Origin of the sequence: Corynebacterium sp. HMSC072A02, from assembly GCF_001810085.1 — a bacterium.
Taxonomy (GTDB): Bacteria; Actinomycetota; Actinomycetes; order Mycobacteriales; family Mycobacteriaceae; genus Corynebacterium; species Corynebacterium hesseae.
The window spans coordinates 1-21897 of record NZ_KV799878.1 but is presented as its reverse complement, the minus strand read 5'-3'; the positions used below and the strand labels follow the sequence as shown (position 1 = coordinate 21897).

At 57.3% G+C, this 21897-nt stretch carries 19 protein-coding genes, 1 tRNA gene and 1 pseudogene; 12 read left to right on the top strand and 9 right to left on the bottom strand.

What is annotated here, in order from left to right; translation table 11 throughout:
- A pseudogene (locus HMPREF2698_RS13115) lies at positions 1-218 on the top strand (HNH endonuclease); the annotation flags it as partial.
- 213 nt (positions 219-431) lie between these two features.
- Here HMPREF2698_RS13115 and HMPREF2698_RS12115 read toward each other — a convergent pair.
- Positions 432-1226, bottom strand: coding sequence for a hypothetical protein (locus HMPREF2698_RS12115; RefSeq protein ID WP_246819472.1), 795 nt, complete (start codon positions 1224-1226; stop codon positions 432-434).
- A gap of 115 nt (positions 1227-1341) precedes the next feature.
- Here HMPREF2698_RS12115 and HMPREF2698_RS12110 point away from each other — a divergent pair, with 115 nt between their 5' ends.
- From HMPREF2698_RS12110 to HMPREF2698_RS12100, 3 genes are read left to right on the top strand one after another with little or no spacing between them, the layout of a single operon-like run.
- Positions 1342-2631 carry a DEAD/DEAH box helicase gene (locus HMPREF2698_RS12110; protein ID WP_070565035.1) on the top strand — a complete coding sequence of 430 codons (1290 nt, stop codon included), beginning with the start codon at positions 1342-1344 and terminating at the stop codon, positions 2629-2631.
- Positions 2628-3482, top strand: a complete 855-nt coding sequence (locus HMPREF2698_RS12105) for a 3-methyladenine DNA glycosylase (protein ID WP_070532497.1) — start codon at positions 2628-2630, stop codon at positions 3480-3482. The genes HMPREF2698_RS12110 and HMPREF2698_RS12105 overlap by 4 nt, the downstream gene beginning before the upstream one ends.
- A gap of 55 nt (positions 3483-3537) precedes the next feature.
- Complete coding sequence (locus tag HMPREF2698_RS12100) at positions 3538-4380, top strand: VWA domain-containing protein (RefSeq protein ID WP_070563531.1); 843 nt, start codon at positions 3538-3540, stop codon at positions 4378-4380.
- Positions 4381-4487: 107 nt separating this feature from the next.
- Here HMPREF2698_RS12100 and HMPREF2698_RS12095 read toward each other — a convergent pair whose 3' ends face one another.
- The 5 genes from HMPREF2698_RS12095 to secA2 form a co-directional block, all read right to left on the bottom strand.
- Positions 4488-5048, bottom strand: coding sequence for a MerR family transcriptional regulator (locus HMPREF2698_RS12095; protein WP_154762730.1), 561 nt, complete (start codon positions 5046-5048; stop codon positions 4488-4490).
- Between the two features lie 300 nt (positions 5049-5348).
- Complete coding sequence (locus HMPREF2698_RS12090) at positions 5349-5942, bottom strand: bifunctional nuclease family protein (RefSeq protein ID WP_070563541.1); 594 nt, start codon at positions 5940-5942, stop codon at positions 5349-5351.
- A gap of 101 nt (positions 5943-6043) precedes the next feature.
- Entirely contained in the window at positions 6044-6799 is a 756-nt protein-coding gene (locus tag HMPREF2698_RS12085) for a transcriptional regulator FtsR (protein ID WP_070563527.1), read from the bottom strand.
- 106 nt (positions 6800-6905) lie between these two features.
- Entirely contained in the window at positions 6906-7337 is a 432-nt protein-coding gene (gene odhI / locus HMPREF2698_RS12080; RefSeq protein WP_010186533.1) for an oxoglutarate dehydrogenase inhibitor Odhl, read from the bottom strand.
- A gap of 87 nt (positions 7338-7424) precedes the next feature.
- A complete protein-coding gene (gene secA2, locus HMPREF2698_RS12075) occupies positions 7425-9716 on the bottom strand; it encodes an accessory Sec system translocase SecA2 (protein ID WP_070565032.1) in 2292 nt (763 codons plus the stop codon).
- Between the two features lie 96 nt (positions 9717-9812).
- On the opposite strand from secA2, the gene HMPREF2698_RS12070 reads away from it, so the two are divergent.
- The 3 genes from HMPREF2698_RS12070 to HMPREF2698_RS12060 all read left to right on the top strand — a co-directional run bounded on the left by HMPREF2698_RS12070 (position 9813) and on the right by HMPREF2698_RS12060 (position 11557).
- Positions 9813-10991, top strand: coding sequence for a bifunctional alpha/beta hydrolase/OsmC family protein (locus tag HMPREF2698_RS12070; RefSeq protein ID WP_210386606.1), 1179 nt, complete (start codon positions 9813-9815; stop codon positions 10989-10991).
- 6 nt (positions 10992-10997) lie between these two features.
- Positions 10998-11396: a YchJ family protein gene (locus tag HMPREF2698_RS12065; RefSeq protein WP_070565023.1), complete on the top strand. Its 399-nt coding sequence runs from the start codon at positions 10998-11000 to the stop codon at positions 11394-11396.
- A gap of 87 nt (positions 11397-11483) precedes the next feature.
- Positions 11484-11557: transfer RNA gene (locus HMPREF2698_RS12060), tRNA-Pro, on the top strand.
- A 222-nt stretch (positions 11558-11779) separates the two neighbouring features.
- Here HMPREF2698_RS12060 and HMPREF2698_RS12055 read toward each other — a convergent pair.
- Positions 11780-12130: a hypothetical protein gene (locus HMPREF2698_RS12055; protein WP_210386605.1), complete on the bottom strand. Its 351-nt coding sequence runs from the start codon at positions 12128-12130 to the stop codon at positions 11780-11782.
- Positions 12131-12238: 108 nt separating this feature from the next.
- Here HMPREF2698_RS12055 and HMPREF2698_RS12050 point away from each other — a divergent pair, with 108 nt between their 5' ends.
- The 5 genes from HMPREF2698_RS12050 (at position 12239) to HMPREF2698_RS13110 (ending at position 20108) form a co-directional block, all read left to right on the top strand.
- On the top strand, positions 12239-12835 hold the full coding sequence (locus HMPREF2698_RS12050) for a hypothetical protein (RefSeq protein WP_070565017.1): 597 nt from the start codon (positions 12239-12241) through the stop codon (positions 12833-12835).
- Between the two features lie 235 nt (positions 12836-13070).
- Positions 13071-15005 (top strand): type I restriction-modification system subunit M, encoded by a 1935-nt coding sequence (locus HMPREF2698_RS12045; RefSeq protein WP_070565015.1) that lies wholly within the window; start codon positions 13071-13073, stop codon positions 15003-15005.
- Positions 15005-16249 (top strand): restriction endonuclease subunit S, encoded by a 1245-nt coding sequence (locus tag HMPREF2698_RS12040; protein ID WP_070565012.1) that lies wholly within the window; start codon positions 15005-15007, stop codon positions 16247-16249. Before HMPREF2698_RS12045 ends, HMPREF2698_RS12040 begins: the two co-directional genes overlap by 1 nt.
- The gene (locus HMPREF2698_RS12035; RefSeq protein ID WP_070565009.1) at positions 16242-19325 is read left to right on the top strand and encodes a type I restriction endonuclease subunit R; all 3084 of its coding nucleotides are present in this window, start codon (positions 16242-16244) and stop codon (positions 19323-19325) included. Before HMPREF2698_RS12040 ends, HMPREF2698_RS12035 begins: the two co-directional genes overlap by 8 nt.
- A gap of 126 nt (positions 19326-19451) precedes the next feature.
- Entirely contained in the window at positions 19452-20108 is a 657-nt protein-coding gene (locus tag HMPREF2698_RS13110) for a DUF4145 domain-containing protein (protein WP_083303848.1), read from the top strand.
- A 256-nt stretch (positions 20109-20364) separates the two neighbouring features.
- On the opposite strand, the gene HMPREF2698_RS12025 is transcribed toward HMPREF2698_RS13110, so the two are convergent.
- Positions 20365-21465: a hypothetical protein gene (locus HMPREF2698_RS12025; RefSeq protein ID WP_141748958.1), complete on the bottom strand. Its 1101-nt coding sequence runs from the start codon at positions 21463-21465 to the stop codon at positions 20365-20367.
- Positions 21466-21637: 172 nt separating this feature from the next.
- Positions 21638-21897 (bottom strand): ATP-binding protein (locus HMPREF2698_RS12020; protein ID WP_168164032.1); only part of this gene is annotated, 260 nt, incomplete at its 5' end.

Genomic DNA, 21897 nt, shown 5'->3' with positions numbered 1-21897 from the left:
ACCTGACGTTCTTGTGCGCCTACCACAACGGGATTAACGACGATGACCCACAAAGGCCTACCGGACGTGGCTACATGTACCGGCTCAACACCGGGGTCAGCTTCATCCCACCCTGGGGCACACCAATCACCGCAATGCCCGAATACCAAGAAGCAGTAGCCAGACTCAACGCCGAACAAGCAGGACAGCCACCAGACCCACCACCCGACAACAGTTAATGTCCCAGACATCGAGAGGACAACGCCAACCACCGATCCCGCCAACCGAAAGATGGTTGACGGGCAGATCGGTGATCCTTGACCCCCTTCATATACCGGCAGGAACAACGCGCATTTAAGCCCTTAAAGAACGAGACCCGCCAACCGGATGAGGGTTGACGGGCCACTTGGGGTGGGTGAAGCGTCGTCAAGCGCGTGCGGCGCTGAAGATAGCTAGGCATTCACCGACTGACCACCCAGAGCCGAGTCAAGGATTCCCGCACCCACGAGATAGTTGGCCAAATCATTCAAGTCCGCTTCGTTCCCGTTGGCATCATAGCCGTCCATGACGTACTCGATAACCGCGTTGCCATCCTCAAGTACTTCAGCAATCACGTACTCATCTTCCTCACTAAAAGCACCAATCTGGGAGCCGCGGGCCGAGGTGAAGTCCTCGACGGTGCCGGCCAGCCCAACGCTTTCAGTATCGCGGATCGCATCCTTGTTCTCTGTGTACTGAGCCACGAATTCTCTGTCCGGACCATAGATGCAAGAAATCGTCGGAACCCACTGAACATCTAGGCCCAGATAGTCCGCCTGCCCGAAGAATGACGTGTCCTTATAGCACTCGTCCGAAAGGTCAATGAGCGGAGCGGGCACCGGGGCAGAAACCTCGGAGGCGCGGATCCTGTCAACCTCATCGGAGTCATATGTGCTGTTCCAATAGGCATTGTCGGAAGCACTTGCGTCTTGTGGCGCATCATCAAAATCGGCAGCAACATCTTTGAAGAAAGAAACTGCAGCAATAATAGCGACGACTGCGATGATGGCGAATACAAGAACAACCGCCAGAACGATCCACAATGCTTTCTTCGAGCTTGGCTTCTTTTCGGGCGCCTGTGGCATCGCCGGTCCGCCGGCGTGAGCACCTTGATTTTGATTGATAAAGCCAGGCGGTGCTTGGTTGTGCTGCGGGTTCTGGCCAAATCCACGGGGCTGCTGCTGCGGGCTACTGAAAGGGTTCGTCATGCCGATCAATTTAGCTGAGACCTACATCACATTACTGCCAACAGTGCAGGATGCTAGGCCCATTCCCCGCACTGACTTTTCTATCTGGCAGCGAAGCGAACTAAACTTCCTCCCGATGAATACTTTCGCCGACCTCGGCCTCCCCCGCGATGTTGTCCGCGTCCTCGACAAACAGGGCATCACGACCCCCTTCCCTATCCAAGAAGCCGCGATTCCCGACGCCCTTTCCGGCAAGGACGTCCTAGGCCGCGGCCCCACGGGCTCGGGAAAAACCTTCACGTTCGGCCTTCCCATGCTCACTCGACTTGCCGAATCCGGGGTCTCCCGACCGGCGCACCCACGCGGTCTCGTGTTGGCGCCAACGCGTGAGCTGGCAACGCAGATCCAACAACGCTTGGAAGAACCCGCAGCCGCGCTGGGGCTGCGGGTATTGGCGGTTGTCGGTGGTGTCAACATCAACAACCACATTCGCTCATTAGCACGCCCGGTTGACCTACTTGTTGCTACACCGGGCCGCGCACAGGATCTCATCGACCAAGGCAAGCTTTTCTTCGACCAGATCACCATCACTGCGCTCGACGAGGCCGACCAGATGGCGGACATGGGCTTCCTTCCCCAGGTACGCAAACTGCTCAATCTCACCCCACCAGACGGCCAACGCTTACTCTTCTCCGCCACCCTCGACGGTGAGGTCAACAAGTTGGTTAAGCAGTTCATGCACGACCCCGTAACCCACTCCACAGCCCCCGTCGAGGCCGCCGTGGACACGATGGAGCACCACCTCATTTTCATCGGCACGCGCGAAGCACGCAACGACGTCGTCCTGCGGCTCGGTGCGCGCAAGGGCAAAACCATCATGTTTATGCGGACCAAGCACGGAGTCGACAGGCAGGCGAAGAAGCTGCGCAGAGTCGGCATTAACGCACTGCCGCTTCACGGCGATAAGGGCCAAGGTTCACGTACCAAGGCGATTGAGGGATTCGCCGACGGAAGCGTACCCGTGCTCGTCGCCACGGACATCGCCGCGCGCGGTATCGACATTGCGGATGTCTCCCTCGTCGTCCACGTAGATCCACCCGCCGAGCACAAGGCTTACCTACACCGTTCCGGCCGCACCGCCCGCGGCGGTGAGTCAGGAACCGTCGTCACACTCGTTACCGACGAGCAGCGCGACGAGGTGGCCAAGCTCATTGCAAAGGCCGGAGTGGACCACACCGACCTCGACATCAGTGACCGCGCCAACCCCGCCAGCAGCCCCGAACTTGCCCAGATGACCGGTGCGCGCAAGCCGAAGGGCGAGCCGCTCGGGCCACCGAACCAACAGCAGCCTAAGCAGGAAGCACCGGGGCACCGCCGCCGCGGCCGTAACAACCGCCGCCGTCGAGGCAGTGCTGGACAACGATGATTCTCGCGCCCAAGGATTGGCAAGCCCGGATGCGACAGCACGAGGAGGAAGCAAATGAGTTCCTCGCTCGCTATCGCCACCCAGGCTCGTATCACCCTGTCTACGACTTCCTTTTCGAGTACTACCCCGTCCGCCCCTCTCATCTGCGCCGTTGGCACCCAGGCGTAGGGGTCACCCTGGAAGGGAACGCTCCGCACAGCGAATGGCGCTACTACCGCCGCACTGCCGAGGGCATCACGATGGACACCGAGGCCTTCCTCGAACGCCGCGGCGGAACCGTGCGCTACATCCTGGAACTTCTGGAAAAGACGGCGCACAATCCCACCCAATTTGATTGTTTTGGCCTGCATGAATGGGCCATGGTGTACCACACCGATTCCCCTCGCCATGACCTGCCGTTGCGGTTGGGAGCGGAAGGGACGAACGCAGTCGTCGACAAGCACCGCATCAAGTGCACGCACTACGATGCCTTCCGTTTCTTTACTGAGCCCGCCCGCCCGCTTAACCTCACGGTGCTGACCCGTGAGGACCAACCGGACAACGACCAGGCTGGCTGCGTCCATGCGACTATGGATTTATATAAATGGGCGTGGAAATTGGGCCCGTTGGTGCCAGGTGACTTGTTCCTCGATACCTTCCGGTTGGCGGTGGCCGCGCGCACGCTCGACATGGAGGCCTCGCCATATGACTGCCGCGAGTGGGGCTTTGGGGTTGTCCCCATCGAAACACCAGAGGGAAAGTCGGAGTATGTGCGGCGCCAACGCGCGCTTGCCGACGCCTCCGAGCCACTCCGCGCGCGGCTTGTCTCCCAAATTAGAGCAGCGCTGAGCGCTACAATGAGAGACCATTGATGTGACCCGTCGGGGCGCCCTGACTGCCCCGAGACCCCAGCGCGGAAGGAAAAAGATGGCCCGGCACTCGGATGGAAAGAATAACTATGCAATCGCACCGTGGGTCATCATCGTGGCCGTCCTCGCGGTTTTGGCGTTGGTTATCGGCGCATTCTTCCTCTTCCGCGGAGGGGAATCCGATTCGAGCGAGCCAGTAGCGGCGGATAAAACCACTGAGTCATCAGCCGTACAGAAACCGACGAGTGAAAGCGCTAGCACTACGTCTGCATCGACCACGCCCTCGAAGTCAGAACAGCCGTCCAAATCGGCATCAGCCGCGCCCAGCACTGAAAACAAGGAAGATCAAGGGGTGGCGCCGAATACGTTGTTCCTTCTTGATACCTCCGACAACCTTGCGCCGTACTTCAATGAGGTAACCGAGGGCGTGGCGGAGGCGGCGTCGGCAGTCGGCGCGGAGGGGAGCCAGGTGGCTCTCTGGAACTATTCCTCACCCATTTCAGCCACGGCCACCGTGGGCTTCCGTCAGAATGTAGCCTATGGCGACGCCGAGAACGTGGCCTTCGCAGTACGGCAATTCGGCACTGGTGGCGTTCCTCAAACTCGCAGCGCCGTGGTCGCGGCACTGGATAACGCCACGGACCAAGAGGCAGAAACGGGCAAAGACGCCCGCGTCGTGCTCGTTACTACCGGGACCCAACAAGATATAGATGACGCAAGCTTTACAGAGGCAGTCAAAGCCGCGCGCGGTCAGGGCGTTAGCTTGAGCGTGGTGCATATCGGTGAAGGTGAAAAGGACGCCGAGCTCGAAAAGCTCGCTGACTCCTACAAGACCATCTCGGACCCTTCAAATGCCCAAGAGGACAAAAAGGCCATCGCCAACGCCGCCGGGGCACGATAACCGGGACATTTCAGGCGCATCGACGCCGCACATCAAAAAGCCGCCGCTTCCTCTAGAGCACTGACGTGAGCTGCAGTGACTAAGAGGAGCGGCGGCGGATGGCTTCCTTAGGAGGTTTTGCGCTTGCGCCGAGCAGCCAGTTCGTCGAGGCCAAATACAACGTCGACTTCTTCGTCCTCCACAACGCGCTCGGCCGGGAAGGAAGTGATGGTTCCGGAAAGCTCCTTCAGGATGCCTGGGACAGCGATGCCAAACACGCCCTGTCCACCGGCAAGAAGGTCGATGACTTCGTCGTTCGAGCGGCACTCATAAACCGTGGTGCCGTCGGAGACGAGGGTGAGCTCAGCAAGATCGTTAACTCCGCGATCCCTCAGGGATTCCACCGCGAGGCGGATATTCTGCAAAGAAATGCCGGTGTCCAAAAGGCGCTTGACAATCTTAAGAACCAGCACGTCCTTAAAGGAGTACAGGCGCTGGGAACCAGAGCCGCGAGCAGTGCGAATCGAGGGCTTCACCAGGTCCGTGCGCGCCCAGTAGTCCAACTGGCGGTAGGTAATGCCGGCTACCTGGCAAGCGATGGGCACGCGGTAGCCCAGCTCCTCGTCGGGCCCGACATCAAAAAGGGATTCCTGAACGTAGTCGTTGGCTGCGAAATCTTCGAGCGGCAGTGCGCTGGACTCGGGACGGTTATTCTTACTGCTCACGTAATTACTCCAGTGATACTTGAGGGGAGTTCTATTTTTCTATTAAAGGGCACGTCAGCGACCGCGTCAAGAGTCGTCCTCCGTGAACCTCTAGTAGAACTTTAGACTTTTTGAGTCACTTTGTCATCATTAGTCACACGCGTGTCATTAAAAAATTCAGTGGTAGCACGACTAAAGCGACGCCACAAAGGGCGCCGCTTCTAATGTCTAGCTGGGATCAGGGCTTAGGGCTGAATTATGTGGAAGGGAGCTTAAACTCCCCTTTTACTCCTCTTCACCATCTTTGCCGCCGAGCAAATCTTCCTCGGAGATTCCGGAATCACGCATCATCTGCTCGAAGTCATCGTCCTCCAGCGCGCTCTGCTGGGAATGGCGCTCCTTAAACTCGCGCATGCGCTTCTCCGGGAACGTCTCCGGGGATTCTGCCTCGCGTTCTAGGCCGTAATATTCTTTAAGGTCCTCATCGCTAATGTAAATGGCTACCTCGTCGAGCACATCCTTCTCAAAATGAATGGGCAACCCATAGTGATCTGCGAGGACAAGAGCGTCGCACAAGCGGGCATCGTGCTCTTCACCGGTTCCATCCAGGAGATCAACCATGAAAACGCCCTTACGGTACTCGGACACGCAAATATGCTCGATGCCATCTAGCTGATCCGCAAAGGCGATGAGCAGTTCATACGTGCTTGGGCGCGCATTAAAGTGCCGCTCGAGTACTTGGAGGACACGCGCGCCGTCGATGGGTGAGACCCACACCGGCACGTGCCGGTCCGCCTCCGCCCAATAGAAAAGAGCACATAGGTTATTTTCGGGGCCAACGGGGTGGATACCTAGAAATTTCAATACTTCAGTGTTCATGGAATCCACTTTTACACACATTCCTTGCACATGGTTGGCGGGCCGGTTAAGTGGCGTAGAAAAGTCGGCGCCAAACTTACGGAAATAAAAGCCCGTATGATTTAAGGCCGGAATTCGTCACGAAGCTCGGTCTTGACCAACGTCCCGTGAAGCGACAGAACAAGGGCCGCCATCTGCTGAGAAAGCTCCTCGGCCTGTTGCGGGGCAGTATCAGACTTCGAATGCGCCACCGGCGTTGCCACCTGCGAAATCATGTCCGCCTGGCGGCGGGCAGCATTGCGCAGCGACTTCAACTGTCGCGCCTCAAACCCGAAGGATTCCAGCGCCACGGCCGCGGACACGATGGACACGTCATCCGTATCAAAGAAGCCCGCCGGATCCGGCTTAATCAGTCCCACAGAAACCAGCTTGGCGATGTTTTCCTGCGTGGTGCCTGCTTGGTCGGCCACATCGGCGTCGGTAAGTCGAGTGACCACCGGCGCGCGCAGCTGCTCGGCGCTGATGAGGGCCTCGGCCTGGGAGGACACGATGGCGGTAACTTGCCCCGAATCCATCGCGTCTAGCTGTTCCCGAATAACCTTGAGCGGCGTATAGTGATCGCGCTGCGCGGTCAGAATATAGCGAAGACGATCAAGGTCCTTCTGGTAGTAGCGGCGGTAGCCCTTCGCGGTGCGCTCTGGAGTAATCAGCCCCTCAGATTCCAAGAAGCGAATTTTCGACACCGTCACATCCGGAAATTGCTTCTGCACGTGCTTCAGCGTTACACCAATAGACATCGGCTTCTGCTTAGCAGGCTTGGTCTTCTTGACCACGGAAGACGCTGCTGCGGCAGCGGCGGTGGACTTCTGTGCGCTCACGATAGGACTACTACTGCTTTCTTCACGATTTCACTATGACAAAAGGGGAGCTCAGGAGGAAGCTTCCCCCGGCCTTCTCCCCTAGTTCTTTAGGACAGGCACTGCCTTATTTCGGGGCAATGAATACCAAGCGGAATTTACCGATCTGGATTTCATCGCCCACTTCGAGTACCTGAGCATTGCGCGGCTCGCGGTTCACGTAGGTTCCGTTGAGCGATCCGACATCGACTACCTCGAACTGACCGTCCTTCGCGCGGAACTCCGCGTGGCGACGAGACACGGTGACGTCATCGAGGAAGATATCAGCCTCTGGATGGCGGCCGGCGGTGGTGGTCGGCTGATCAAGCAGGAAGCGAGCGCCTGCATTGGGACCGCGCTTGACGACGAGCAGTGCCTGGCCCTCAGCCAAGTTCTCAGCGCCAGCAACGGAGGCGTCAGAACCCGCCGCGGTGCCGTTTTCCATCTCCTTGAGAAGATCTGCGCGGAAGACAGAAGTAGTTTCTGCCTGCGGTTCCGGCGTTCCGGTATTCTCGCTCATTTTTACCTCCGAAGGGTCGGATCAATGTTGACTCATTCCATATTAGCGACTCCGCCGCCCGCGCGAGTCGCCTCTCCGCAATTTACATCAACGGAAAATGTTTCCTATGCCCTTGAGCACGGAGTTTCCGCCCCCTGATAGTGGGTTATCGGAGACCATATAAGTCCACGTTGCGCTCGGGCGGGACAGGCCGTGATCCTCTAGATGGGCTCCATCTGAATCGATAAGCACGGTCTTAAAAGTATCAACGGCGTCATTAACCGCGCGCTGCGCTAGGTCTTTAAACTCGCGCACCGCGATGCGGTGGTATTCGTCGATTGGCGTCTCGCGGGCGATGGCACGTAGGTGAATAGATTCCCGCACATCATCCATCAACTCCAGGTGGTCGGCCCATGCCTGGTCGAGGTGGAAGAGCATAATCTCACGGGCCGCCCGCTCGCGCGCTTCAGCGGAGACGTCACGAAGCTCAGCGGCACGCTCCGGTGCCCGCTCAGCCAGCTCCTGCCAGGCTTGGTCGGTATCGAGCAGCCTGGCTCGCCGCTCATCAATGATGATGCGCTGATCTGCGAGCAGGTGGTTGTACTTCCAGGTCTGCGCGTGAATCTCTAGAAGCTGCCCTTCGGTCACGCGCTGACAGTGTGCAATGAAATCACGAACCCTTTTGGATTCGATGAGCCCGTCGGCATCGGGGCGGGCGGACAAGGATTCATCTTCCCCACCCTGTTTAACCACGTCATCTTCTAAAGAAACGAAGAAGACGGACTTGCCAGGATCTCCCTGGCGGCCAGCGCGCCCGCGCAACTGGTTATCCAAACGTGAGGAACGGTGCCGCGAGGTGCCGAGCACCGCCAGGCCACCCCTCTCGACGACGGCATCGCGGTCTGACTCATCAGCGCCACCCAGCTTGATATCCGTGCCGCGGCCCGCCATCTGGGTGGAAACGGTGACACGGCCGACGTCGCCAGCCTCCGCCACAATGCGCGCCTCGTCCTCGTCATTCTTCGCATTAAGGACGTTAACCTCGATCCCCCGTTCGCGTAACGCAGCGGCAAGATCTTCGGATTCGGCGACGTCGTGGGTGCCCACCAAAACTGGTTGGCCGGTGCTGTTGATCGCGACGATCTCGTTCACGATGGCCCGGGACTTCTCATCCACCGAGGCATAGATGCGATCCGCCTCATCGAAGCGCTGCAGTTCCTTGTTTCTATCGATGACCGAGACGTGGAGGTTATAAAACTGGCGCAGCTGATCGGTCGCCTCCACAGCGGTACCGGTCATCCCGCACACCAACGGGTAGCGGCGCATGAGTTCCTGGAGCGTAATGGTGTCGAGGATGCGCCCTCCTTCCGATACCTCCAAGCCTTCCTTGGCCTCCACTGCGGCCTGCAGGCCATCGGGCCAGCGCTGCAGTTCGGCAACGCGGCCGCGGGAGGCGTCGATAAGCTGCAGCTTTCCGTCCGTAATGATGTAGTGAATATCGCGGATCAGCAACGCCTTTGCGTGCAGCGCCAAGTTCACCTTGACCAGTACGGAGCCGATATTCTCCTCGGAGTAGAGCGAATCAATGCCTAATTCGCGCTCGACTCGCGCCGCTCCATCGTCGGTCAGCGCCACCGTGCGCCCATCCTCCGCGATGACATAGTCCTGCTCCTCACGCAGGCGCGAAACCACGTTGGTGATGTGGCCTGTGGACTCCTCACCCGGGCGGTTTCCGGCGAGGACGAGGGGAACGAGGGCTTCGTCGACAAGCACGGAGTCCGCCTCATCCACCAACGCAACATCTGCGCGCGCCTGTACCGTCTGCTCGCGGGAGGTGATCTGGTTATCCCGCAGAACGTCGAATCCCAGCTCGTTGACGGGGGCATAGATGATATCGCTCAGGTAGGCCGTGCGACGCTCCTCTGGGCCTAGCTTCTCGGTGACCGAGGCCACCGTGAGGCCGAAGAACTCCACGAGCGGGCGCATCCACTCGGCATCGCGCGCCGCTAGATAGTTATTGACCGTCACCAGGTGGACGCGTTTTCCGGTCAGCGCAAAACCAGTCGCGGCCATTGCGCCCACCAGGGTCTTTCCCTCACCGGTGGCCATCTGGATGACATCACCCTCAAGCAAGCGGAGAACGGCTTGGGACTGGACATTAAATGGGCGCATGCCGAGCTTGCGTTCGCTGGCCACGGCCAGAGCAGCGAGGAAACGCGACTTATCCGCAATCGCGCCATCCTTCACACATTCCCGTGCGGTGGTGGCAACCTCTGCATCCGATAGGTTGGCAATTTCTTCCACCGCGGAATCCGCAGCCGTGACGACGGCTTTCGACTTTTTATTGTTGCGCTCGGACTGCGCGCCCATTGCCTTCCAGAACCAATCGAATGCGCCCATGAGCACTCCTCCATCCTTGTGCGTCATACAGGTCTTCTATCGACTTTAGTCAACCCCGGTTCGCAGGCGTGCAGTTGCCCTTATATCCTTGTGGGCATGCAATCCGTGAACGTGTCGCTCCCCTCCAGCACCGGTACCACGATGGCCGGAACCATCGATTTCCCAGACTCCCCTCCGCAAGCCTTCGCCATCTTTGCGCACTGCTTTGCCGGCTCGCGCCATACCCCCGGCGCTGCCCGCGTGAGCAAGCAGCTGACAAACTTTGGCATCGCCACCCTGCGCTTCGACTTCCCAGGCTTGGGACAGTCCGAGGGAAATTTCGCTGATACCTGTTTCAGCCAAAACGTTGCAGACATCCAGGCCGCCGCCGAGTGGCTGGCCCAGAACTACTCCGCACCGCAGCTCCTCATGGGGCACTCGCTGGGCGGCGCCGCTGCCCTCGCGGCGGCCAACGGCATTCGTTCCCTTAAGGCCGTCGCCACCATCGGTGCTCCTTTCGATCCCGCACATTCAGTGCTGCATTACGCCGACAAGATTGGCGAGGTCGACGCCAATGGCGAGGTAGAGGTCACCTTGGGCGGCCGCGCGCTAACCATTTCGCGCCTTTTCCTCGAAGACCTTGCTGATACCAACCCGGAGGAGTACCTTCCGCGCCTACGCAAGCCCCTGATGGTGCTGCACTCCCCCATTGATCAGACCGTTGGCATCGACAATGCGCAGAACATTTTCCGCACCACGCGCTACCCCAAGTCCTTGGTCGCCTTGGATAAGGCTGATCACCTCGTCACCAAGCAAGGCGCCGCCGCACGCGCTGCCGACCTGATTGGCCCGTGGGCGGAGCAGTTCATCGTTCCGGAGAACCTTCCCGCGCCGGTCGCAGATGACTCCGCGGTGGCAATCCCAGCTGTGGGCACGAGGATGGGCGTCGTAGTACGCCACAACGACCGTTCTGTGACCGCTGACCGCACGAAGAAAAGCGGCGGCAAGGGCCAAGGTTTTACCGCTGAAGGCCTCCTCATGTCTGCACTGGCTGTGGCAAGCACCCAGGCCATCAAGGCAGCGGGCAAGGCACAGAAGATCGACGCGAAGGCTCTCGAAGCTGTGTCCGTCAGCATTACCCAAGAGTCCGAATCCCGATTTACACGTACGGTGACACTTCCTGCCTCCCTTAGCGCGGATCAACAACGCGCGCTTGGCGACGCCTCCGCATCCACCACCATCGACTCCCTCCTCGCCGTCGAGGTGACCACCACCGTGACAACCGCGGCACAATAGATTCACATGATTGTTCTCAACCCTCTTGATCCGGCTGCCCGCTGCCCCTGCGGATCCGGCTTGACGTTTGGCGAGTGCTGCTCGCGCTACCACGCCGGCACGCCCGCACCCTCGGCCGAGGCGCTGATGCGCTCGCGGTTCAGTGCTTTCGTCACCGGCGACGAGGACTATTTGCTCCGGACCTGGGACCCAAAGACCCGCCCTGAGCGCCTCAACCTCGCAGATAACGGCATCCGCTTTTACCGCCTCGATATTATCGATACCGTCGCCGGCGGCCCCTTGGACGATACCGGCGTCGTTGAGTTCGAAGCCTTCTATAAGGGCGCCGCACAAGGCTCTCAGCGGGAACGCTCCTCTTTCCGCAGACAAGACGGGCAGTGGGTATATTCCACCGGCGAGTTCTAGAGCCTTCAAAACCCGCGTTAACCTGGGATTTGTCGAAGCGAATACCGCTGGTGTAATCTGTAGCAGTTGCACCAAATGGTGCGGCGGCGGACTATGGCGCAGTTTGGTAGCGCACTACACTGGGGGTGTAGGGGTCGCAGGTTCAAATCCTGTTAGTCCGACAGCATTCAGGGACGGTTTCGTGAAACGACCTTAAATCGTTTGCGAAACTGCCTCCGTGAGATAAACCCACCTCCTTCGGGCGGTGGGTTTGGTCGTTTTCGCTCTGATCCGGGTGTTGACCAATAACAAACACAGCATGGTTCGTCCCCTCTAAAACGACTTCTAGCCCGGAACCCCATATCGGTTTTCCGAGCTAGATGGATAAAGCTATTTAGTTGGTCTTAAGCTGCCTCGCGCGCAGGCGGCGCGTTCGGGCTTGCCTTCTCGCGCGCCGGATCGCGCGGCGGCTGAGGCTCACGGCCTTCAGGAAGCGGGGTCTTTTCATCTCGCTCCACCCGGCCAAGAAAGCGACGGATCATGGAGGCATTGGCCGCAACCACACCAAGAGCCGTATAGAAGAAGGCCGCAGCAAAACCACGAACCGGCCTCCTAGTGTGGTCACCAATAGCAGCACCACCACGATTGTTCTTCACGTAGTCATTACGAGTTTCAATCACATTGCGCCAGGTACCGTATATTTTCTGCCACTCAGGTGTCTTGTAGGCCGGGCCAGTTTGTCGGTAGCCATTCACCGAGACGGGTTGTGCACTGTGGTCGGCAATAAGGTGCCTCTGAGACAGAGCAGTTCCCCAAATGGCTACAATCTTCCCAAACCTGTGTAAATGTTGGAAGGAAAGTGAATGCCCAAAGTAACGCGACAGATAGCACTGGCAACAATTGCTCTTCACACCACTCTTTTGGTGGGATGCGGCAGCTCGGACGAGACACAGAACGAGCCTTTGAGTCAGGAAGGCAACGACACTGCACGGGAGGCGCAAACGACGACAGATTATTCGTCTTCCTCAGAGTCAGAACTCGATTCAACAGACGAGCCAACTATCACCGACGACTGTGAGTCTGAGGACACAGCACAAATTCGCCTGCATCGTATTGAACTGGAAAATGGCGCAGCAGGGCACCCTAGTGGAGCCAAGACTGTGAGAGCCTTCTACGAGGGTGATCCACTGGCGGGAGGACAGGTGTCTTTCAATCTTGTTAGCGGTGAAGCAGTACGTGGTGTGAAATTCCTTGATGGTCAGCAAATCTCAAATCACGTCATGGTGTTCGACAACTATGAGAACCAAGAAATCAAAGTGCCCGTCATTCCCGAAGAAGGCCAAATAGCTTTTGCCATTCCAGCATCTGCTGGTGATAAGTTCACCGATAATTGGACATTCTCAGCAGCAGTTGAAGGCAGGGACGTATCAACCTGCACAGCAAAGGGCACTGGAGAATAGACGAACCTATCTCGAATGCCTCAGCGTGTATGCCGAGAGCTTGAGTACCTTAGCAGCGGAATATAGGTTAACGACTTAGCCCCAGCCCCAGCCTCCGGCTGGGGTCTTTTTCTGTCTCCCCTATCGAAGGGACGTGCTAGAAAAATCGTGGCACTCACGGCCTGAATGTCACCTATCCCGGCTAGTGTTATGAGGCGAAACAATCTAGATCGAACTCAAAAGAAGGACACCCGCTGTGAGTACCGCTGACCTCAATCAGTCCGCCGTGTGGGCCACCGCCAATAAGTACCTGCGCTCCGTCGTTGAGCAAGAAGACTATGGCGACTACATCCTGCCGTTGACCGTGCTGCGCCGCCTGGAATGTATTTTGGCTCCCACCAAGGACAAGGTTCTAGACCTGGCACACAAACTGCATGACGACGGCATGAGTGAGGCCTACATGGATTGGGAGATGCAGTCGCAGTTTGGTTTGTCCTTCTACAACACCTCACGCCTGGATCTCGTCCGTATCGCGGAGACGGATGATCACGTCTATGACTCGCTCATGGACTATGTTGGCGCGTTCTCGCAATCAGTGCGCGACATCTGGGATGCGTTCGACTTCGCGGTGAAGATGCGCACTCTTGACCAGGCTGGTCGTCTATGGCCCATGGTTAAGCACTTCTCCACCATCGACATGTCCGTTGAATCACTGCCCAACGCACAGATGGGTGACCTGTTCGAGAACGTAATGTACCGGTCGTTTAATACCAAGGGCAAGGCTGCGGGTGCCTTCTACACCCCGCGTGATGCTATCCGCCTCATGGTAGACATCCTGTTTGCCTCCGACGATCTGGGATTGACCTCCCCTGGTGCTTCGCGCACCGTGTATGACCCGACTGCGGGCACGGGCGGTATGTTGCTGGTGGCCGAGCGCGCATTGAAGGAACTCAACCCCAACATTGAAGTCAACCTCGCAGGCCAAGAGCTGATGCCCACCGGCTACGCCATTGGCAAGGCCGACCTGCTTATTCAGGGCGGTGAGCCGGATGCGATCCGCCACGGTGACACACTGCTGACAGACCTGTATGAGGGCGAACAGTTCGAGTACATCCTGTCCAACCCGCCGTTTGGTTCTGATTGGGAGTTGCAGGAAGCCTCGGTCAAAGAACAGGCCAAAACTCCAGGTTCCCGCTTTAGCCATGGCTTGCCTAAAAAAGACGACGGCCAGATGCTGTTTCTGGCGCACGTGGCTTCCAAGCTCATGCCCGCAGGTGAAAACGGGTCTGGTGGACGCGGCGCGGTTGTCTCCAACGGCTCGCCTCTGTTTACCGGAAACCCTGGTTCCGGCCCGGATAGGATTCGCGCGTGGTTGCTGGAAAACGACCTAGTAGACGCGGTTATTCAGCTCCCTACAGGAATGTTTTACGGTACAGGAATCTCCACCTACATCTGGATTCTGGATACCAACAAGGAAAAACACCGAAAGGGCTTTGTACAGCTCATTGATGCCTCCGAGTGCTGGCAGCTCACCGATAAGACCCTTGGGTTTAAACGTCGTGAAATGAACGAAGCAGATCGCGCCAAGGTATTGAGTGCCTACAACACATTTGAGGATTCTGACATCTCCAGAATCCTGACGGCAGAAGACCTAAGCTTCAAGAACGTAAAGGTCTCACGACAAGCCCGCCTTCGTGTAGCGGTAACGAAAGAGGCCATTGATGAAGTGCTAAAGAGCAAAAAGGCTATTGCAGCACACGCTGATGTTATGCGCGACATTGATGGAGTCAAGTTCAACAGCCTCACTGATGAAATCAAGAAGGCAGCACAGGAACGCGGCGTAAAAATCCTCTCCGAAGTTATAGATAGGATCATTAAGAACGTAGGAGTTCCCGACGACACCAAGGAGCTTGCTTTTGACCGCAAGGGGAACCCAATTCCTGATAAAACATTTTCATTCACCGAGCGTGTAGCCATGTCAGAGGACATTGAGGAGCACATGCAGCGAGATGTGCTGCCTTTTGCAGACGGCTTGGTGTGGGATGCATCTAGCGCTGTTGTCGGGTATGAGATTCCGTTCAAAAAGATCTTCTATAAACCAGAGCCAGCCCGCCCTCTAGAGAAAATCGACGACGATGTAGCGGTGGTCATGGAACGCCTTATCGAGAAGTTTAAGCAGGTGAAGAAATAGTGACTACCACGGCATATCCACTTGTTCCTTTTTGGAGCCTGGCTGACCTTTGCAACGAGAAGTCATCTTCTCGCGGCGAAATCGTAGAACTTGAAAGAATTGAATCCGCAACCGGCAAGCTTATCGACGACGGTGTATTGGACGCCGAAGATGAATTAGAAGATCAAAACGACGAAGTTGCTGAAAGCACGTCAGAAGGAAAAGCTTTCCAAGCCGGGGACGTATTGTTTGGTAAGCTCCGTCCCTACCTCTCAAAATCATGGCTAGCGGACAAGAAGGGAACTGCCCTCGGAGACATCCACGTCTACCGCCCCAACGAAGGCTGTGACTCTCGTTTCCTTGCGTACCTTGTCTTATCGAGTGGCTTTGTCGGCCTTGCAGATGCATCATCCTCGGGTACCAAGATGCCCCGTACCGAATGGTCAAAGATCGGCCAATTCAAGATGCCTGCCCCACCACTTCCCACCCAGCGCGCCATCGCTGACTACCTCGACCGCGAGACCGCCGAGATCGACGCTATGCGCGCCGATTTGGACGAGATGGAGCAGCTGCTGACGGAGCGACGCACGAATGCCATCGAGAATGCGCTCAAGGAAGCTGCAAAGCACGGGACTATCCCTCTTGGATACGCAGCCACCACCGTTGCTGGTGGAACTCCCTCAACGTCAAACCCGTCCTACTGGTGCCACGATGATGAAGAAGGACATCCCTGGGTAACAATTGGGGATATGAGTTCAACACCCGTCGTGACAACGACGGAAAAACAGGTTACCAAGGCAGGCTTTGATGCTGCCCGTCTTACAATCGGTGAACCAGGCACAGTCTTGTTTGCGATGTATGGGGCGACCCTTGGTGCAGTTTCTAGGCTGGGTCTAGCTGCCAGCTGGAATCAGGCTATCCTCGGTGTTTTTCCTGATGAATCAATCCTATCCCCAGACTTCTTGAAATTGTCCTTAATTGCATCAAAGAACCATTTAGTCACTCTCCACAGGGGAAACACGCAAAATAACTTGAATGCTGAGCAGGTTAAAGGACTCCGCATCCCCCTCCCTCCCCTTGCCGAACAACGCCGCATTGCCGACGAGATCGACCGTGAGACCGCTGAGATTGATTCGATGTTGGAGGACATTACGAAGCTGCGGGACTTGCTTGTGGAGCGTCGCTCTGCGGTGATTTCGGCGGCGGTGACCGGCGAGATTGATATTCCTGTTTCACTCGATGACAAGGACGAACCTCATGCCTAAACGTGACATCATGCGCGAAGAACGCTTGGAAAAAGCCATCTGTGAATACCTAGAAGACAACGGCTGGATCTACGAGAAAGGTATGCGCGACACCGGCTGGGATGCACGGCTTGGCCTGTTCCCGGCTGATGTGCTCCATTGGCTGTCCACCCAGTACCCGGAGGACTACGCCAAGGCTGTGCCTGAGGACGCGCCGGAAGCAACCCGCGAGAATGCGCAGCGTTTGCTGCTGGAGTATGTGGCCAAGCGGCTAGAATCCGCCACCCGCAAAGACGCACAAACCGGCCGTATCCGGGGTGGTCTGCTAGGTACCCTGCGCGAAGGATTCAAATACGCGCAGACGAACGCGCGCTCAGCGGCCTTTGGCCCCATGGTGGCGTTCCCACCGGCTAATCCTCTCAGTGTGTCTGCGGCTAAGCGTGCGGAGGAGAATCGCCTGCGCATTATCCGCCAAGTCCACTTTGACCCTTCCAGCAATGAAACCGTTGACCTGGTGGCCACGGTCAACGGTATTCCGGTAGCCACGATTGAGCTAAAGACCGACAATACCCAGACTGTAAAAGATGCAATAAAGCAATACCGCAGGGATCGGGTACCGTCGAAGAATCGCCGCATTCTGCAACCCGGCCGCGTACTCGTACACTTCGCTGTATCCAACGACGAGGTGTACATGACCACGGCGTTGAAAGGAAACGACACCAGGTTCCTGCCATTTAACCAGGGACATGACGGTGCTGGCGGCAACCCGCCCGCAGAAGGAAAGTCTGCAACCGCGTATCTGTGGGAGAAGGTGCTACAGCCCAGGCTGCTGCTGCGCATCCTGAGCGACTTCGCGGTATGGGAGCCGGATCCTAAGTCGAAGCGTGGGGCCAAGGGCAAGCTTATTTTCCCGCGCTTTCACCAGCTGCGCGCGGTGGAGAAAGTCACCACTGATGTTGCCGAGCGTGGTGCTGGCGGGCGTTACCTTATCGAGCACTCTGCTGGTTCCGGTAAGACCAAGACGATTGCGTGGCTGGCACATCGCCTGATTAGGCAGGTGGCTGATGATGGCACCAAGACGTTTGATTCTGTCATTGTGGTCACCGACCGCACAGCACTCGATACCAATATCCGCCAGGATATGCAGGCACTGGCTGCATCGCGCGGCTTGGTGGTTTCAGTTGGTGAAAACTCTGGTGCGAAGTCCCCTCAGTTGCAGCAAGCGTTGGTCGAGGGTGGCCACATCATTACCTGCACGCTGCAAACCTTCCCGTATGTGCTCTCGCTGCTGGATAATGAGCCGGATATTCAGGGCCGCAACTGGTGCGTGATTGCTGATGAGGCGCACTCCTCGCAGACTGGTTCGTCCGCCACTGCGCTGCGTGAACTACTGGCTGAGGTGGAGCTAGACGAGTCCGAAGAATACACCGCCGATGACCTGCTAGAGCTGCGCCAGGAGGCTGTTGCCACAGCTGCGAACATGACGTTTGTGGCGCTGACAGCCACACCTAAAGGCAAAACACTGCGGTTGTTCGGCTCGCAGACCCCGGACGGCCACTATGTCGCCTTTGACACTTATCCGATGGGCCAGGCCATTGCCGAGGGCTTCATCATGGATGTGCTCACCTGCTATTCCACGTACACCATGTGGGCAGAAGTCCGCGACGAATTGGGACGAACCGAAGAGGTAGACCAATCTGAGGCAGTCTCCGACATGGTGCGCTTTGTCCGCCTGCACCCCACCTCCATCGCACAGAAAGTGGAGGTTGTCGTAGAGCACTTCCGCCGCAACGTTGCCCACCATCTTGGTGGACAGGCACGTGCCATGGTGGTGACCTCCTCGCGCAAGGCAGCAGTGCACTGGGCGCGTGAAATGAACCGCTACATCACCGCCAAGGGCTACGAGTTTCACTCGCTGGTGGCGTTCTCCGACGCGGTGCGCATGGAGGACGAACCAGATCCAGTCACCGAAGTCAGCATGAACGGCGAGTCTGACGTGGAGCGCGCCTTCAAAGACGACGACTTGGACTACCGCGTGCTCATTGTGGCCAACAAGTTCCAAACCGGCTTCAACGAGCCGCGACTGTGCGCAATGTACGTGGACAAGCACCTCTCCGGGGTGGCCACCGTGCAAACACTCTCCCGGCTTAACCGCATCCACCCAGACAAGCCCGCCCCCATGGTGGTTGACTTCGCCAACGACCCCGCTGACATCGAAGCCGACTTCAAGCGCTACTACCAGGGCGCTGCCATCGACACCGACATTGACCCCAACTCGCTGCACACCCTGGCAGACGAGTTGGACACCGCTGGCTACTATGACCCGGACGAGATGAACAAGGTGGCCGAAGTCTTTATGGCGGGCGAGGACTCAGAAAAACTACGAGGTGCCGCCAACAAGATCCTTGACCGCTGGCGCACAGACCGAAACTCTAACGATAAGGACACCCGCGAGCGCGCCAAAGACTTCAAGGCGCACGTGCTGAAATACCGCCACGCCTACGAGTTCCTATCCCAAATCGTTGACTACGCCGATGCCGAGGTAGCCCGCCGCGCGATGCTGTGCACCGTGCTGGAGCCAAACCTGCACATCACCGAGCTAGATGAGGACGAAGACTTCCTGACAGGTGTCACGCTGGCTGGTGTGGCCATTGCCCAAGGTGCTGTGGACGAAGACTACAGCGTGTCCGACGGTGAGTCAGAGCCGCTGAATGTTCCTGAGTTCACGGTTCGTCTTGGTGAGCCGAAAACCCCGCTGCGTGCGGCTTTTGATGAGGCCGTTGAAAAAGTCAACGACATCTTCTCGATGGCAGGGGTGGATGTCAACAGCGACGAAACCGCACAAATGATTGTCGCCGCGTGGGGCACGCTGTCTGCCCAGCCCGAGGCTGTGCGCCTGGGCAAAGAAAACTCAAGCGAGCAGCTTAAACGCTCTCGCAAGTTCCAGCAGGAAGCCACCAAGGCCATCTTTGATGGCATCGAGCAGCGCAAACAGCGCGACGCACTGCTGACCACCGACCGCGACGTGCTGAAAAACGTGGTTGCCACCCTGGCTGAGATCATGGCAGCAGCGAATGAGATGGGTGAGTTGGACTAGCTATTGACAGCCAGACTTGCGGACGACCATTTCAAAAGCGCCTAAGTAAGTCAGAAACTAGCTTTTATTCGATAATGCGGAGTTTCCTGGAGGGCCAACGTCCGCAAAAATGGGAATGGAAAAGTAATGTCATCAGAATTTTGGAATAACCTTGAAGTTATCGACAGTAACTATATGAATAGCTTTACAAGGGAACAAGCCTATACAGATTTACCTTGTGGGCACTGCTCCGCCACTCCCACGATCAAAATTGCAGAACTAACCAGACTCGATGCAGCGGCAAAAGAGCGTCTAAGCGCCGCAGTTTATTGTCCTCATTGCTCGCTTCCATCGGTCTACTGGAAAGACGGACAACTAACAGGAAAAGCACCGCAGGGAACACCCGATCTTGAACCCGAGGGCACTCCTCCCCACATTGGAAAGGCATGGATCGAGGGAGAACGATGCTTCCATGCCAAAGCCTTTAATGCGGCTGCATTGATGTACCGAAAGATCGTCTTTCTCGTCGCCGTCGAGCGCGGCATACAACCCAAAAACAAAAGTGGCTTTGCACCAAATTTCCAGCAGTGCATAACGTATTTGCTGGAGCAGGATTACCTTACTGAACGGCAACAAACGATCTGGGCAGAATCCATCCGACGCATTGGTAACGATGCAACTCATGAGATTGAATCAATTTCCCAAGAGCAGGCCGAAGGAAGCAAAAAGTTTACTCGTCTGCTTCTAGAGAACGTTTACGAGCATGAATCAGTGGCAAACCGAATTCTAGCTAGCGAAAACTGAAGCACCCCAATCTCCTCCGACTGTGCTCAACACAACGAGCGAGATGAACTAGCAATTGGAGGGACATGCCGACACCTGGCGATGGCTGGTCACCCACACCGACGGAACCGGCTACGGAAACCGGCGGAAACGACTGCTGTGGTGAGCGTTAGTGCAGGTGAGCGGGTAGTTTCACAAAAGGCTCTCAGGCTGGTCAGACCTTTTCTGACCAGCCTTTCTTTTTCGCCCAATTTATAGGCGGCGCTGTTTAGCGGATCTACTTCTCTTGGCCAAAGACGTGGCCCAGGGCGTCGACAAGCGTGCGGTGAGAATCCAGAGATTGTTCATTGAGAAAGGCCTGCCATTCCCCGCTCGGCGCTAATGCTGCAAGCAGCAAACACAACTGAGCGCCGGCCTCATATGGCAATCGATTACGCAGAAAGTCATTGTCGATCTGCCCGGACTCTAGGAACGGAACAACGTCGGTGAAACGCGCTTCCTTAGTGTTGTCGAAGTACATCGGGCCAAAGTCATACCCCACCGCACGTGAGGCCATTATCCCGAGGTAGGTAGCCGTGCCTTCCACGGTTTCCATCCAGCGTTCTTGGCTGACGTAGTCAGGATCTGCAGCTAGGCGTTCCTTTTCCAGAGCGAGCAATTCTGTGGCCAGTTCCCTCAGCCGAGCTTGGTCTGCACCCGCGTCGCGGACTGCATCGAGCAGCCGCATTCTCTCGTCGAGCAGCTCCACCCCATGCGGGGAGAGCTCGCCAAAGACACGCGAGTCCAAAGCCCACCGAGCTTGACCGTAGAAGTGGAAGGATTCATGCGCGAAGAAGGTAATGAAGTGTTCTGAGGAGAATTGCTTGTCGAAATTATCCTCACCGAATTTGAGGTAGTAGACATCGCTCCCCTGGACTGTCGTGGTCTCGCCCACCGTGTTGAAGCTACCGCCTGCGACCTTAATAGGCAACAGCCTCGGGTAAATGCGGTCCAACCGATAGACCTCGAGGCCGGCGGGGTTATCGCCCATGTCAACAGGTGCAGCGAAGGGCGAAGAGACTTCTTGGGAGGGGTTGATCAGGTAGGAAAAGTGGGTCTTCCTGCTGATTAGCAGCGTGGGGTGCTCGGTCGCAGCCGCATTGAGCCAGGCCGCCGAATCTGGAGCATCCTCTACGGCAGCGGCGTATTCCGAGTACTCCTCTAAGGCGCGCCGATCAATCGGGTCCAACTCTCCCACGGATATCCCTGCGGTATTACGCGCCACGTGTACGCTGCCGGCGATGATCACGACGACGAGCAGGATTACGCCGATTTCCCACCACCGGCGCGGCAACCTCCGCGAGCTCTTCATAGTTGCGGGCTGAGCTGATTTGCCCACCTACTTCACCTCCAATGGGTCGGAGGCACCGCGAACGACGTGGCGCATGAAAGAGAAATTAGTGCTTAAAGGACTATTGTTAAGAAGACCGAAATGGTAGCGGCGTGGTGAGTATCTGGTAGCGCCTGAGTGAGTACCTGGTAGCGGTGTCTTACTCAGGCGTTGTTGGTGGTTATGTGTTGGTGGTGAGGCGCATGTTTGGTCCTTCGAGTGTGATGATCTCGGCGCCGGAGACGAGTCGGTTGAGGATTGACTCGGAGATCACGGCGTCAGGGATGGACTTGTACCACTCCTGTGGGGTGAACTGCGAGGTCACAATGGTTGAGACTTTGTGTTCCCGCCCGGCGAGGATATTGAGTAGTTGGTGCGCGGTCGCGGCATCAACAGGTGTGGTGAGAAAGTCATCGAGGACCAGGACGTCGACGTCGTGGA

Excerpts from the sequence above, each read along its gene's own strand:
- HMPREF2698_RS12115 (WP_246819472.1), bottom strand. The coding sequence starts at position 1,226 with ATGACGAACCCTTTCAGTAGCCCGCAGCAGCAGCCCCGTGGATTTGGC.
- HMPREF2698_RS12110 (WP_070565035.1), top strand. The coding sequence starts at position 1,342 with ATGAATACTTTCGCCGACCTCGGCCTCCCCCGCGATGTTGTCCGCGTC.
- HMPREF2698_RS12105 (WP_070532497.1), top strand. The coding sequence starts at position 2,628 with ATGATTCTCGCGCCCAAGGATTGGCAAGCCCGGATGCGACAGCACGAG.
- HMPREF2698_RS12100 (WP_070563531.1), top strand. The coding sequence starts at position 3,538 with ATGGCCCGGCACTCGGATGGAAAGAATAACTATGCAATCGCACCGTGG.
- HMPREF2698_RS12090 (WP_070563541.1), bottom strand. The coding sequence starts at position 5,942 with ATGAACACTGAAGTATTGAAATTTCTAGGTATCCACCCCGTTGGCCCC.
- odhI (WP_010186533.1), bottom strand. The coding sequence starts at position 7,337 with ATGAGCGAGAATACCGGAACGCCGGAACCGCAGGCAGAAACTACTTCT.
- secA2 (WP_070565032.1), bottom strand. The coding sequence starts at position 9,716 with ATGGGCGCATTCGATTGGTTCTGGAAGGCAATGGGCGCGCAGTCCGAG.
- HMPREF2698_RS12070 (WP_210386606.1), top strand. The coding sequence starts at position 9,813 with ATGCAATCCGTGAACGTGTCGCTCCCCTCCAGCACCGGTACCACGATG.
- HMPREF2698_RS12065 (WP_070565023.1), top strand. The coding sequence starts at position 10,998 with ATGATTGTTCTCAACCCTCTTGATCCGGCTGCCCGCTGCCCCTGCGGA.
- HMPREF2698_RS12050 (WP_070565017.1), top strand. The coding sequence starts at position 12,239 with ATGCCCAAAGTAACGCGACAGATAGCACTGGCAACAATTGCTCTTCAC.
- HMPREF2698_RS12035 (WP_070565009.1), top strand. The coding sequence starts at position 16,242 with ATGCCTAAACGTGACATCATGCGCGAAGAACGCTTGGAAAAAGCCATC.
- HMPREF2698_RS13110 (WP_083303848.1), top strand. The coding sequence starts at position 19,452 with ATGTCATCAGAATTTTGGAATAACCTTGAAGTTATCGACAGTAACTAT.